This is a genomic window from Psychrobacillus sp. MER TA 171 (assembly GCF_023713305.1).
In the GTDB taxonomy this organism is placed as follows: Bacteria; Bacillota; Bacilli; order Bacillales_A; family Planococcaceae; genus Psychrobacillus.
In genome coordinates this window covers 23,963-38,082 of record NZ_JAMAWN010000029.1, presented here as the reverse complement: position 1 = coordinate 38,082, position 14,120 = coordinate 23,963, and the positions used below count along the sequence as shown (strand labels likewise).

Below are 14,120 nucleotides of genomic sequence, written 5' to 3'. Positions count from 1 at the left end.
CATTTTAAAAAATTCTATAACAGGTAGAAAAGTGGATTGGATTGGAGTGCAGAGCGGTGACTCCTAGGGGATTAGCGGCCACGGCGAGCACCCGGACTGAGCGCAGCGAGGGAGAAGGCTTGCCGGGCCGCCCCCTGGAAAGCATCCGCTCGGAACGGAAAGACATGGATTCAGAAAATAGTAGAAGATGAACAGAACCTGCATTCATACTCTACCTCTAAACGTTTTAAAGGCACTTTTTCAGTGCCCTCGCTACGCTCCTGTGGGGTCTTCACCTCATGCTATTTCGGCAGGAGTCGCCGCCTTCCACTTCAATCAACTAGTATCCCTTCTATTACAAGAAATATTGCATGAGCGTCTTCCATATATGTCTTCTAATGAGAGATTTTTACTAACTATCATATCTCCTACATAGACTTTTGTTTTTCCTTTCTCTACATAATTAATAATATGTTCTCTTAATCCTTTGGGATAAAAATTATATTTCATTAGCTCTGCAATGGGTATCCACTCCAAGCCAATTTGTCCTTGGTCAAGAAGAGTAGATTTTGCGTAGTTAAATTGAACAACTTTAGTTAAAAACATAAACTCCGTCTGATGGTAACCTCCGTGTTTCTTAGAAAGCTCATGATTCTTTCCAATATATTCTCGTACAAATATAATATCTCCAATGGTTACCTCTGCGCCTGCCTCTTCTCTACATTCTCTTTTAAGGGTTTCATGCAAATTTTCTCCTGGCTCTTGCCCACCACCCGGTAAAATAAAATAAGTCTCATTATTTTCTTGTAACTTAATAGTTAATAGTCTCTTATTGTCCATGATAATAGCCTTTGCTGAATTTCTAGTTATCATTAGAATCTCCTCCATCAATAAATACTTTTTAAAAGTTCCCAAAGAACAAAACCCGTAGACCTTTTCAAAATGGTCTACGGGTTTTTGAGAGTTTAGTTATTATATTCCGGTGTTATTTGTTTTTGATGATGTAGATCATGTTCGATGAAGTCTGTAAAATAATTTCGTATAGTACTTGAATGGTCACCAATATAAAAGTACTTATCCCATTCTACCTCATCAATTTTCTGAAGCTCTGCCATTATCGCTTCACGTTGCTTTTTTGCATGAGCAAGGGTTTCTTTAAATGTTTGTTCATGAGCAAGGGCTGCAGCTTTTGTATTGAAGTCTTCGAAATTCGGGTACGCTTGATGTTTTTCCCCTTCTTTCATTAGAGGTAAACGCTCCTGCAAGGTAAACTTATCCCACTCTGCCAGATGCATTACAATCTCGTTTGGAGTCCATTTCCCTTCTCGATAAGGAGTATTTCCTTCATCCTCACTCATCTTCTCAAGAAAGGTCAACCAACTTAAGTAGTTTTGATGTGCATGTAGAATTTCATCCTTAGTCATCACTCATCCTCCTACACTAAATTCCTAGAATTAACTATTCATTCTCTTTTTCATGGTTGTACTAAGTAAATATTACCTTAGTTGTGCGTATTTTGAAAATATTTTAAATACAAGAAAAGCGCAGGCACCTATGTCTGCCCCGAGGGGCAAGGTGCCAGAGCTAGACATCAATTTATCCACAGGTTCAAAATTTTATAATTTTCCTAAACAACAAAAAAGGCACTAGCTAAGCTAGCACCTTTCTACATCTATTAAACATTTTTTCTACCGATAAAACAGACAGCATGTTATCCTCGTTTTGCGCCTCTACCACCGCGTTTAGATTCAGTTGCGCGTTTTAACGTAGTCAAACGATCTTCACTATCCTTTAAGAATCTCGCCATTTTTTGCTCAAAATTCTCTTTGCTCGGACGATCACGATCGTTCGGGCGGTTATTGCTGCGTGGACGCTGAGGACGTTCTGGTCTCTCTGGTCTTTCTGCTTGTGGCTTTGCTTTACGAATAGATAAGCCGATTTTGCCATCCGCTTCAACATTCATCACTTTAACTTCTACCATGTCGCCCACTTTTAAATGATCATTAATATCCTTCACATAGTTATCTGCAACTTCACTAATGTGAACTAGACCAGTTGAGCCTCCTGGAAGCTCGACAAATGCTCCGAAGTTAGTGATTCCTGTTACTTTACCTTGTACCTTGCTGCCTACTTCAATTGACATAAAAAAAATGCTCCTCCTTAAAATTTAAGCGGTCCTTAAAAAATGAATTTGTATAGTTTTTTTATACATATCCTATCTTTTATTATAGCTAACAAAAAAAGAGTGTCAACAAGACCACTCTCTTCAAATTGGTTTTTTTTAATTTACTTATCATTTTCCTCTGGAAGAGAGAAGATAATTTCGCCTTCCTCTGAAAGGAAAAACTCTTTTCTTAATAGCTTTCCGATGTAATCATCATCATTTAACTTGGAGATTTGGATTTTGAGCATTTCTTGGTCTTCTTGAACTTTTGCTAGTTCTTCTTCTACCTGGACCTGCTGTTCCTTTTTCTCTGCTAATGTTTGATGGCTGTTCACAAGGGTCATTATTAAAAATCCAGTTACTGCTATTGAAACGATAAAGAATGCTGCTAACCGTCTAAATAACCGAACTTTTTTAGATTTTATACGAGATTCGCGACGTTGAACAGAGCGTAAATAATCTGTATTTATAGATGCCACTTGTTTTTCGTATGGTTCTTTTTGTATTTGTCTCTGCCTCACATCGTTCTCTCCTATCTTTTCTTATATTTTTTCTTATATTTTTGGTATCTTTTATTATAACTTATTTTTGGCAATTTCTGTAGTGCCAATAGCTTTAATTTTTTGTATGGAGTACGGAATGGTTTTATTATTAAACTGATAATAAATATGATAAAAGATATAATTTTTCCAAGAATCCTTAAAATGGTCCGAATTATGAACCAAATCGGCTTTACTACCAAACGCAAAAAGATTCTTCCAGCTAACCGAAAGACGGGCTGAAAAAATAACTGGTAAAGGAGGATTCCTAACACTTGTGCAAGTGGATCATAAATTCTCCAAATCCCGTCTCGTACATTAAAAAGAATGTAAAAGGTCGCTAGTCCCATTAAAATCCAAATAACTATTTCTAACACTACCTGATATTTAAAAACAAAGGAACGCTTGGGTGTATGCCCCGTTATAAAACGCGTTCCTTCTATTACAGCACCAACTAAAATACCGCTGCCAATCATTAGCATTAAACTATAAAACTGTAGAGAAAGTGTCATCCGAATAATTTATGAAGTAATCCTCTAGCACCGTCTGAACTTTGTTCCTCATCGTACTCCATAGATCGTACAATGCCCTCCAAAGTTAGAAGTCCTTTATCAACATCTAGATGGACAATCTTCAAGTCCTCTCCTTTGATATGAAGGGTTCCTTGAGATGTACGTACATAAAATTCCTGCTGATCAAATCGTTCGATTGCTTTTACAGATGTTAAGTCCATTCTTTTACGATTTCTAAGTGAAATTAAGTGATCCCCCGACGGAATTGTGATAGTTTGATTCTCTGCTTGATATTGCATATACTCTCTCCTCTCCTTGTCCTAATCTATTGTATGCTCCATATAAAAAAAGCATGACACAATCTCATGCTTTTTTTTAAAAGAATTTATTCTTAATAGATTTAGCCGGAAAGGAAGACTATCATCTTCCAATTTAAACGTAATCTTTGAAAACCAAGATAATCTTTCTCCTAATCTTCATCATCAATGAACTGAGGGTCTACCTTCTCTAATCTCTCTTCTTTAATAATGGTGAACATGGATGCAGCCTCTTCTTTTTTAGCAGAATCTTTAATCCCGTCCACGGATGCAGTCACAACCTTTTGACCAAAACGAATTGATAGCTCGTCACCAACCTTAACGTCAGAGCTAGCCTTTGCCACCTTATTATTAATGGTAATACGTCCTTGGTCCGCTACCTCTTTAGCTAATGTTCTTCTTTTAATAAGTCTTGAAACTTTTAGGAATTTATCTAATCTCATATCCTCACTGCCTCTCTAATTTTTTGGCATCCTTCCAAAACTGGTCAAGCTCCTCTAAGTTATAATCTTCAAAGCTTCCTCTGTTTTGTTGAACACACCGTTCTATATATTCAAATCTTCTTTTGAATTTTTGATTTGCTTGCATCATGGCAAGCTCAGGAGATAGTCCGTAAAAACGAGCTAAATTCACCACGGTAAACAATAAATCTCCCAGCTCATCTGTCTGCGCTTGCTTATCATTAGATACGAGCTCAGCCTTCCACTCCTGCAGCTCTTCCTCAAACTTATCCCAAGCTCCAGAAACCTCTGGCCAATCAAAGCCAACTTTGGCAGCTCTTTTTTGATAATTAAAGGAGGTCAATAGAGATGATTCTGTTCGTAATTCATCCTCTAATAAAGATTTTGACGTTTTCTTACCTTCTTTTTCTTTAATCTCCTGCCAATTACTTAATACTTGTTCTGTACTATTTGCTTCTACATCTCCAAAAACATGCGGATGTCTTCGAATCATTTTTTCAGTTATAGAAGCTAATACATCCTCTAAGCTGAAGTATCCATTGTCTTCTCCAATTTGAGCATGTAAGAAAACCTGTAATAGTACATCTCCCAGCTCTTCTACAATATGATCGTCATCTTCCTCGTCTATTGCTTGAAGTAGTTCGTAAACCTCTTCAACTGCATATTTTTTCAAGGTTGTATGTGTTTGTTCCTTATCCCAAGGGCACCCATTAGGACCCCTTAGCTGGGCTACCACCTCTCGAAGAGTTTGCCACTCCTTTACACGACTCTCTTTTTCATGAATAGGCGGAACGTATAAGGTGGTTAAATTATTTAATTCCATTTCCCGATCTAGTTCAAATAAAGGCACCTTTTTTAAAACTTCTTCTGAGGAACCTGCCGCTGTCACTATTGTGACCTCGAAATCGTCCGGATACTTTTCCATTAGTGTTAGCTTAACGTCTGAAGCACTAAAGGAATCATAAACTTGCCCTATTAAAACGTGAGAATTCATCTGTATATCATCTCGCTTAAAGCTAGTTCCGTCTAACAATTGAAACCCTTCTATAGGATCTATGCGAAGAGCTCCAAAAATAGGGTCTAGAAAGCTCTGCCCGCCCTCTATAGTAATCGTTGCCTTGCCTTGTTTTTCAGCCTGAACCAATAGTTGAACGGTTTGCTCCGCTACTAAAGGGTGACCAGGAACAGCATAAATTATCGGATTTACAGCTGACAGCTTCAGAAGATTTTCGACTATCTCTTTATATACATTCTCAAATTGATCATTCTTTTCATAAATAGCATCGAAGCTAGTCCATGTTACGCCCTCTGTTTGGAGCTCCTGAAGGACTGGATGCTGTTCTGTACGAACGTATAAATGAGTAGCATTTTTTAACTTTTTATAAATCCCTAGTGGAAGCTGATTTAAATCACCAGCCCCAAGTCCGATTATTGTAATCTCGTGCATCTTCTCACAACCTTACTTTTCTTTATTTAGCCAAAGCTGAAGCTTGGCCATTCTTCTTCCAAAGGGAAGTAAGAACCATTCTTTCTCTGCAATTACACGTCTTTTCGTCAATACAAAGATAAAAACTATTGCACCAAGCATTACCGAACTAAGTGAAATGACTACTGCCTCCACTCTGCTAGATAAAATTCCAACTGGAAAATGATCTATAAGCCTAGTATAAGCAATAACGATTACGAACATAACTAATGATGCCTGAGCAACTCCCTTATAAAAACTGTTGGGAGCGAAGCGTATTTTCCACTGTTTTTTAAAGTAAAGCAACATCAATATACATGCAATCGCTAAACTAGCATTCCCCGACCAGGCAGCACCAATTACACCATAACTAGGTATTAGTATACCGTTTAATATCCATTTACAGCACACACAGAGTAATAAGATTAGAGTTGGAACTCTCACCTTTCCTCCACCTTGAAGCATAGCCATGAATGTTAATATTAAAGACATCCAAATAATTTGCAAAGAAAATACCATGAGAGTAATAGATTCCGCACGCGTTTTAAACAGCATTTCGTTTAAATAAGGAAGTACTGCAATAAGTCCTAATGCGGCAGCAATTCCAAAGGTAAAGGCTATTCTAAACGTCAACTGCATAAATGGTTGGGCCGTTCTTCCTTTATCTTTATTTAAACGATGTGCAACAAGAGGCACGATAGAAAGAGAAAGGGTAGAGGCGATGACAATCCCAAGCTGTACGAGTGGTTGGCCTCGATCATATACGCCCTTTTTCTCCATCGCCTCTTGTCTACCCATGCCATTATCTATTAGTAATTGAAATACCGTAAAAGAGTCTACTAGTTGAAGAAGTAAAAATAACAATGCACTTATACTTGCACTTATACTTAGCATCGTCAGTTGCTTTACGATGGGCCATACAGGCACCGGTCCTACATTTTCTTCTTTACCTGTTTTCTTTGTTATCTTCCAATAGACTATTCCTAAGAAAACTACTCCTCCCAATTCTCCAGCAACTGCTCCATACATCGCCATACTACCCGCTTTATATAAATCCAAGCTATTTAAGAGAACTATCCAGGTCCCGAGTAAAATAACCGAAACACGAATGGCCTGCTCTAGTACCTGAGCATAGGCAACCGTGCCCATTCGTCCCTCTGCTTGAAATTCTCCTTTTAGGACTGCAAGGAGCGGCATAAGCAGAATGACATAGGATCCTGCTCTTAAAAGCTGAGCTAGTTGGACATCTCCCATAAAACTGCCTAATAAGTTTGCACCAAAAAATAAGAAAACAAAAAATATAATAGAAATAATTCCGATATAATAAAAAGCAATTTTTCTTATTTTAGGGATTGCAAAGTTTTTCCCATTCGCTTTATAATCAGACAAAATTTTGGAAAGTGCTATAGCAAAGCCAAAAGAAGTCCAAGTTGTAATAATCGCAATAAAAGGATAAACCTGCTGGTAAATGTAAAAGCCTTCATCGCCGACTAGGTTTTGAAAGGGTACGCGATAAACTGCACTAAGTAGTTTCACGATAATTGCGGCCACCGTTAGCATGGCAGCGCCCTTCATATACGATTTCATATTCCAATCATTACTCATTTTTAAAATCCTTCTTCCATCCAGCAATAGCACTATTATACATGAATATAAAGAATCCTTCCTCTTGTACAAGAGGAAGGTTCATTTAGCTCTCCATTTGTTTTGCTAAGAAATTAGCTGCTGTTTCGATAGCTTTCATTTCTGCTTCTCCGATAAAATGCACTTTAGAGAATAGGAATATAGCGCCTATCGGATCACCAGAAGCAATGATTGGGGCGATACAGTAGGATTTAACTGTTTCAACTACTCCCGGTACCCATTCTACTGAGTTTTCATGCTTTTCCACTACCATTGTTCTATTATTCACTACATCCTCAACATCGGAACTTAAACGACGTTTTAAATAATCCTTCTTAGATAACCCTGCTGCAGCAATCATTTCATCGCGATCACTAATAAGTACTGGCGTACCTAACGTTTCATAAAGCGTTTCAGCATACTCTTTTGCAAAGTCTCCAAGCTCACTAATTGGAGAATATTTTTTTAGGATAATTTCTCCTTCTCGGTCTGTAAAGATTTCTAAAGGATCACCTTCTCGTATACGAAGGGTTCTACGTATTTCTTTTGGAATTACAACTCTACCTAGATCATCAATTCTACGTACTATGCCTGTTGCTTTCATGTAATGTGTGCCTCTCTTTCGACAGAATGGAAATTAAAGTTCATTTCTGCCATAGTATGCCTCACATTACCCAATAATATGCAATACGTTAATTTACTTCTAATTTCTTTTTTGCTTTAGGTAATAAACTCATTATTTCTTCTAATACATCAAACGTATTTAACTTTCCTATTTTACGCTCATCTATGGTGACAACTAAGTTGCCCTTATCTACATTAAAGCCTACAGCACGACCAAACTTCATCGTTTCCTCTAACAGTAATGCACCATCAATAGATTGTGTTCCAGACTCACTCAGCCTAATGGATGTTATCTTATTGGCTTCTTTAATAGATTCTATTCCAGCAATTTTACCCCAGACCTTCATACGAGCAATTCTAAGAAGTACTTCCGTTTCTAGAGGCATATCTCCAAAACGGTCCTGTAATTCTTCAACAATGTCCAAATACTCTTCTTCTGTTTCCATTGCCTTGACTCGCTTATACATTTGAATTTTTTGATATCCATCTGCAATATACTCATCTGAAATATATGCTTCTACTCCTAATACAATTTCAATATCTTGTACTTCTTCTTTTTTAGTTCCAGTTTGTTTTTCTTGTATAGCTTCTTCTAGCATTTGCGTATATAGATCAAATCCTACCGAATCAATAAATCCGTGCTGCTGTGAGCCCAATAGATTTCCTGCTCCTCGGATAGATAAATCTCTCATCGCTATCTTGAAGCCAGATCCAAGCTCTGTAAATTCCTTAACCGCCTGTAGCCTTTTTTCTGCTACATCAGTTAACACTTTGTCCCTTTGATACATTAAGTAGGCATAGGCCACACGATTAGAACGACCTACGCGTCCACGTAGCTGATACAGCTGGGACAGCCCCATTTTATCCGCATCATGGATGATTAACGTATTAACATTCGGTATATCAATTCCAGTTTCTATAATGGTAGTTGTCACAAGGACATCATACTCTCCCTCTAAAAAGCTGATAATGACAGACTCTAGCTCCGTCTCGGACATTTGCCCATGTGCATAGCCTACTCTAGCCGTTGGGACTAACATTTGGATCTCATCAACCTTGCGAGTAATGTCCTCAACGCGGTTGTATAGGAAAAATGCCTGTCCTCCCCTAGCCAGTTCTCTCTCAATAGATTCCCTAACTAAAGCTCCGTTATATTCCATTACATATGTTTGCACTGGGAAACGGTTTTTAGGGGGAGTTTCAATAACGGATAAATCCCGTACTCCAATCATCGACATATGAAGGGTGCGAGGAATTGGAGTGGCAGTAAGCGTTAAAACATCAACGTTTGTTTTAAGCTGCTTAATCTTTTCTTTATGCTTAACTCCGAAACGTTGCTCCTCATCCACTACCAATAGCCCTAAATCTTGATATTCTACATCCTTTGACAGGATACGGTGAGTTCCAACTACTATATCCACTAGACCCTTTTTCAGTCCGGTAATTGTTTCTGCCTGTTGCTTCTTTGTGCGGAAACGACTTAGCATCCCTACCTCAATTGGGAAGTCTTGAAAACGCTCCAACATCGTTTCATAATGTTGTTGCGCAAGAATGGTAGTAGGACATAGAAATGCTACCTGTTTTCCTTCCATCACAGATTTAAAAGCAGCACGGATCGCAACCTCGGTCTTACCATAGCCCACATCGCCACAAACTAGACGATCCATCGGTCTTGGTCTCTCCATGTCTCGTTTAACCTCTTGAATTGTCCGTAGCTGATCCTCAGTTTCCTCATACGGGAAAGCTGCCTCAAAGGTATGCTGCATCTCTCCATCAGGCTCAAAAGCATATCCAACCTCAGCCTCACGCTTAGCGTAGAGCTTGATCAGCTCATCTGCAATATCTTGAACTGCCGCTGAAACTTTGGATTTTGTTTTCTTCCAATCCGTTCCGCCTAATTTATGAAGCTTCGGATCCTTTTCCCCTGAAGCAACATACTTTTGGATAAGATCTATTTGATCTACTGGTACATAGAGTTTATCCTCGCCTCGATAACGTATATGCAAATAGTCTTTATGAACGCCGTTCACAAGCAAGGTTTCTATTCCTATATATTTCCCTATCCCATGATGGATATGTACAACATTATCTCCAGGCTTTATTTCTGAATAGCTTTTTATACGTTCAGCATTCGTCACTTTTTGTGTACGAGATTTTTTCTTACTCTTTTGCTTAAACAATTCCGAATCCGTTATGACGGCTATTCTTTGAAGAGGTAATTCGAAACCTGCTTCCAGATCTCCCTCTACGATAAAAATTCCTGGGTTATTTAAATCATTTGTAGACGTACCAATCTGGGAAACTATTTCATAATCTTCTAGAACCGTATGGACTTTTTGAACACGGTCTTTACCATCTGCTAAAATAATTACTCTAAATTTACCTTGAGCAAATCTCTCTGTTTCATTTTTTAGCAGATGCATTTGTCCATGGAAATTTTGCATAGGCTTACACGAAACGCTCATCGCCTTCTTTATAACAATGCCAGAAAAAGTACGTGAAAATAATGATAGGTACACCTTATAGTTAGAAAGCATATGAATGATTTCTTTCAAGTGGTACGACGGTTTTACACTATGGACAGTCTTCCCTTCTTCTAATAAGGAAAGATACCAATCATTTTCTTCTTTTTCCAAAGTCTCTGTTACTTCTTGGATTCTTCCAAGCTCATCGAACATAACAATTCCTTGTGGATCAAAATAACTTCCTAAAAAGCTGTCTTCTTCTATCAAGGAGATGTACTTCATAAACTCCTTTGGTTGTTCTCCTTGTTTTAAAAGTTCTATATCCTGTTGTATATTTTGATAAAATTTTTCTTTAATATCCGACAGCTTAACCTTTTTCAAGCTTTCCGCTAATGCTTCCTCGAGCTTTTGTGCTAGCATCATTTTTTTCTCTTTTGTTAAAACATATTCAGTCGCAGGTAAAATACGAACGTCTTTTAATTTTTTTAATGACCGTTGATCCTCTGCAGAAAAGGTACGAATGGAATCTACTTCTGTGTCAAATAACTCTATCCGAATAGGATCTTCCAAATATAGTGGATATATATCTATAATACCGCCTCGTAATGCAAACTCTCCTGGAGTGGTAACCATCGGCTGACGTACATAACCCATGTCTACTAAACCTTGCAGGAAATTGTCTAATACAAGATCCTCTCCCTCCTTCAGGGAGATGGAGCTATTTTTCCAATCCTCTACGTTCCCCATTCGCTTTTTCAGGCCAGACACTGGAACAATATAGACACCTTTTTTTATATTTAACATGTGATCTAATGTTTCTAAACGTTGTGCACGCAATTCGGGGCTGGCAATAGTTATATCTGCAGCTATCAATTCATCGGCTGGGTATAAACGAACTAAGTCTTCTCCAATTAGCTTGACTAAATCCTCAGCAAGCTTTTGAGCGTGTAAAAGGTTCGGTGTAACAATCAGAATGGGTTTATCTAATTCCTTATGAAGCATTTTAGTAAAGACAGCACGCGCGCTTCCTGATAGACCCGTGATTAATGTTTGGTCTATACCATTCTCTAAATCTTTCACTAGCTTTTGCATTTGTTTATCTTCGATTAATACATTACTTAGTAATTCCATTTTCACCCACCCTTATCTAATAAACATACAAACGATTTAATCTACAATTAAAAACAGAAAAAGGCTTTGTGCACGAAGTGTGCCAAAGCATTTACTGTATCCATTTTTTTAATGCATAATAGCTAGGAAACTTTTGCAAAGAGGTTTGACACTCTTCACAAATACACTGTATCGTATAATCTCCCTCAGCCCCCGTTTGTATATATATGTGTTGTTCTTCTGGCTCAATATTGTGTTTTTCTAAAAAAGCCTCGTCTATGGAATCGAATGGTAGCTGACCAACTTCTGTTTCACAATGGCGACATCTATAACGAATCGGCATAGCCATTAACCCCCTTTTTAGGAAGTATAGGCTTTTACTTCAACTTTTATGCACCATTAAAAACATTCATTACTTCAAGAAAGCTCTTCGTAAACCATTGTTCGCAAGCATCCGCGCTCTTTTTAATCGCTAAATCAATTTCTGGTTTTTCTTCATTGGTGAAATTGGAGAGTACATAGTCTGGAACCTTCATCCCGTTTTTGGGACGGTCCACTCCTATTCGAATTCGATTAAATTCCTGTGTACCCAAATGTTGAATGATGGACTTAATCCCGTTATGACCTCCCGCACTTCCCTTTTGGCGAAGTCGTAGCTTCCCGGCTTGTAAGTCTAAATCATCATAAATAACAACTAATTCCTCATCCTCTACATCAAAATAATTCATCATCGGAACGATACATTCTCCCGATAAATTCATATATGTTAAAGGTTTTAGAAGCATCACTTTTTCAGTTCCTACAAAGCCAGCGCCGTACATTCCATTAAATTTTGATTGATTGAGGGGAATGTTTAAACGCTTGGACAGTTCATCTATTACATGAAAACCAATATTATGTCTTGTTCCTTCATATTGCTTGCCTGGGTTTCCTAGGCCAACGATCATTTTCATTTCTTTCCATTCCTTTTAACCTTATTTCTTTTATTTTAACATAAGAGGGATGAGTAAAGCCCATAAATCAGTTTGTTCACTTGGAACATCACCTTCTTTTAAAGCAAAAGAATGGAACCCAGTTCCTAAACTAATAATTGTATCGGTGCATAACTAAAGACGAGAATGTCGATTAAACATCATTCTCGCCTTTAGGATTGCTTGCATAATTTTAGTAGGGACTCACCCTATTACTTTATTCCTCTGAGGATGCTTCTTCTGTTCCTTCGGCATCTGCCTCAGCTTCTGTTTCAGTATCCGATTCTGTCTCAACTCTTGGAGCAGATACAGTTACTAAAGTATAGTCGTCATCTTCGACTATTTTATAATCTACCTTTTCACGAACGTCTCCAACTGTTAGCGTATCACCGATAGCGATATTAGTTACATCTACTTCTATAGAATCTGGAATATCGGAAGGTTTTACAATAACAGTAAGTTCTCTGTTTGGCTGTTGAAGTAATCCACCCTCTGAGACACCTACAGAAGTTCCAGTTGTGTTAACTGTTACACTTACTTCTAATTCTTCCTTCATATTAATCGCGAGAAAGTCCGCATGAATCATTTGAGCCTTTAATATATTCATTTGATAATCATTCAATACAACGTTTAGAGATTGACCTTCTACATCAATTTTCATTACGCCATTTCTACCAACTTCACGTAATGTTTTTATTAAATCTTTTTCATCTACCGCAATTGGTTGAGACTCTGTTTCAAAACCATATACAACTGCCGGTATGTACCCACTATTTCTTAGCTTGGTATTGTTTTTATGTTCTCTCTTTTGTGCTTTAATAATTGTAGCCATAAATAAAATCATCCTCCCGATGTAATTGGTAACTAAAGATAAGATACCCTTCGGGAGGATGATTCAAACATCTATGAGATTAATCAAACAAAGTACTTACAGATTTTTCTTCAAATACACGAACAATTGCATCACCTAATAATTTTGCAACTGATAGTTCTTTAATTTTTGGTGAGTGCTTATCTTCTGGTAATTGAATAGAGTTTGTAATAACCAATTCTTTAATAACAGAGTTATCTATACGTTCAATTGCTGGCCCCGATAGCACTGGGTGTGTACAACATGCATACACTTCTTTTGCACCGCTTTCCATTAAGGCCGCAGCAGCAATCGATATAGTTCCCGCAGTATCAATAATATCGTCGATTAAAATTGCCGTTTTTCCTTCTACATTACCAACTATGTTCATTACTTCTGCAACATTAGGGCGTGGACGTCGTTTATCAATAATAGCAATTGGCGCTTTCAAACGGTCTGCCATTTTACGTGCACGAGTAACTCCACCATGGTCAGGTGAAACAATAACAATTTGAGAAGGATCTAGGTTTTTCGTTAAGAAGTAGTCAGATAAGATAGGCACAGCTACTAAATGATCGATTGGAATATCGAAGAAACCTTGGATTTGTGGTGCATGCAAGTCTAAAACAATTGCGCGAGTTGCTCCAGCAGAAGTTAGCAGGTTAGCTACTAGCTTAGCTGTGATCGGTTCACGAGCACGAGCTTTTCTGTCTTGTCGAGCATATCCGTAATAAGGTAATACAACACTTACGGTACGAGCAGAAGCACGTTTAACTGCATCTAACATGATTAATAATTCCATTATATTTTCGTTTACAGGACCTGAAGTGGATTGAACGATAAATACATCACATCCACGTATGCTCTCTTCGATATTAATTTGGACTTCGCCATCGCTAAATCTTGTTACAGTACTTTTCCCTAGCGGAACTCCAACCTCTTTTGCAATTTCTTCTGCTAATTTCTTATTCGAATTAAGAGTAAATATTTTTAGTTTGGCATTTTCATATCGATGAGTCATGATAATCCTCCTGAATAGT

15 protein-coding genes are annotated in these 14,120 nt (G+C 37.8%); all 15 read right to left on the bottom strand.

What is annotated here, in order from left to right:
* Window positions 1-315: 315 nt before the first annotated feature.
* The 15 genes from M3627_RS18575 to M3627_RS18505 all read right to left on the bottom strand — a co-directional run bounded on the left by M3627_RS18575 (window position 316) and on the right by M3627_RS18505 (window position 14,101).
* Window positions 316-852: an NUDIX domain-containing protein gene (locus M3627_RS18575; RefSeq protein WP_251556970.1), complete on the bottom strand. Its 537-nt coding sequence runs from the start codon at window positions 850-852 to the stop codon at window positions 316-318.
* Between the two features lie 92 nt (window positions 853-944).
* Window positions 945-1,403, bottom strand: a complete 459-nt coding sequence (locus M3627_RS18570) for a DinB family protein (protein ID WP_251556969.1) — start codon at window positions 1,401-1,403, stop codon at window positions 945-947.
* A 287-nt stretch (window positions 1,404-1,690) separates the two neighbouring features.
* Window positions 1,691-2,122 carry a S1 domain-containing RNA-binding protein gene (locus M3627_RS18565; protein WP_169360364.1) on the bottom strand — a complete coding sequence of 144 codons (432 nt, stop codon included), beginning with the start codon at window positions 2,120-2,122 and terminating at the stop codon, window positions 1,691-1,693.
* 143 nt (window positions 2,123-2,265) lie between these two features.
* The gene (locus tag M3627_RS21135; protein WP_251556968.1) at window positions 2,266-2,664 is read right to left on the bottom strand and encodes an FtsB family cell division protein; all 399 of its coding nucleotides are present in this window, start codon (window positions 2,662-2,664) and stop codon (window positions 2,266-2,268) included.
* A gap of 11 nt (window positions 2,665-2,675) precedes the next feature.
* The gene (yabQ, locus tag M3627_RS18555) at window positions 2,676-3,194 is read right to left on the bottom strand and encodes a spore cortex biosynthesis protein YabQ (RefSeq protein WP_169360363.1); all 519 of its coding nucleotides are present in this window, start codon (window positions 3,192-3,194) and stop codon (window positions 2,676-2,678) included.
* Complete coding sequence (yabP, locus tag M3627_RS18550) at window positions 3,191-3,493, bottom strand: sporulation protein YabP (RefSeq protein WP_169360362.1); 303 nt, start codon at window positions 3,491-3,493, stop codon at window positions 3,191-3,193. The genes yabQ and yabP overlap by 4 nt, the downstream gene beginning before the upstream one ends.
* 170 nt (window positions 3,494-3,663) lie before the next feature.
* Window positions 3,664-3,954 (bottom strand): RNA-binding S4 domain-containing protein, encoded by a 291-nt coding sequence (locus M3627_RS18545; RefSeq protein ID WP_251556966.1) that lies wholly within the window; start codon window positions 3,952-3,954, stop codon window positions 3,664-3,666.
* Between the two features lie 4 nt (window positions 3,955-3,958).
* On the bottom strand, window positions 3,959-5,419 hold the full coding sequence (yabN, locus tag M3627_RS18540) for a bifunctional methyltransferase/pyrophosphohydrolase YabN (RefSeq protein WP_251556964.1): 1,461 nt from the start codon (window positions 5,417-5,419) through the stop codon (window positions 3,959-3,961).
* A 12-nt stretch (window positions 5,420-5,431) separates the two neighbouring features.
* Window positions 5,432-7,042 carry a putative polysaccharide biosynthesis protein gene (locus M3627_RS18535; protein ID WP_251556963.1) on the bottom strand — a complete coding sequence of 537 codons (1,611 nt, stop codon included), beginning with the start codon at window positions 7,040-7,042 and terminating at the stop codon, window positions 5,432-5,434.
* A gap of 85 nt (window positions 7,043-7,127) precedes the next feature.
* Entirely contained in the window at window positions 7,128-7,664 is a 537-nt protein-coding gene (gene spoVT / locus M3627_RS18530; protein ID WP_169360358.1) for a stage V sporulation protein T, read from the bottom strand.
* 88 nt (window positions 7,665-7,752) lie between these two features.
* Window positions 7,753-11,280 (bottom strand): transcription-repair coupling factor, encoded by a 3,528-nt coding sequence (gene mfd, locus M3627_RS18525; protein ID WP_251556962.1) that lies wholly within the window; start codon window positions 11,278-11,280, stop codon window positions 7,753-7,755.
* 91 nt (window positions 11,281-11,371) lie between these two features.
* Window positions 11,372-11,602: an anti-sigma-F factor Fin gene (locus tag M3627_RS18520; protein WP_251556961.1), complete on the bottom strand. Its 231-nt coding sequence runs from the start codon at window positions 11,600-11,602 to the stop codon at window positions 11,372-11,374.
* 46 nt (window positions 11,603-11,648) lie between these two features.
* A complete protein-coding gene (gene pth / locus M3627_RS18515; protein WP_169360355.1) occupies window positions 11,649-12,212 on the bottom strand; it encodes an aminoacyl-tRNA hydrolase in 564 nt (187 codons plus the stop codon).
* Window positions 12,213-12,447: 235 nt separating this feature from the next.
* Window positions 12,448-13,062, bottom strand: a complete 615-nt coding sequence (locus M3627_RS18510) for a 50S ribosomal protein L25/general stress protein Ctc (RefSeq protein WP_169360354.1) — start codon at window positions 13,060-13,062, stop codon at window positions 12,448-12,450.
* 79 nt (window positions 13,063-13,141) lie between these two features.
* The gene (locus M3627_RS18505) at window positions 13,142-14,101 is read right to left on the bottom strand and encodes a ribose-phosphate diphosphokinase (protein ID WP_169360353.1); all 960 of its coding nucleotides are present in this window, start codon (window positions 14,099-14,101) and stop codon (window positions 13,142-13,144) included.
* Window positions 14,102-14,120 lie beyond the last annotated feature (19 nt).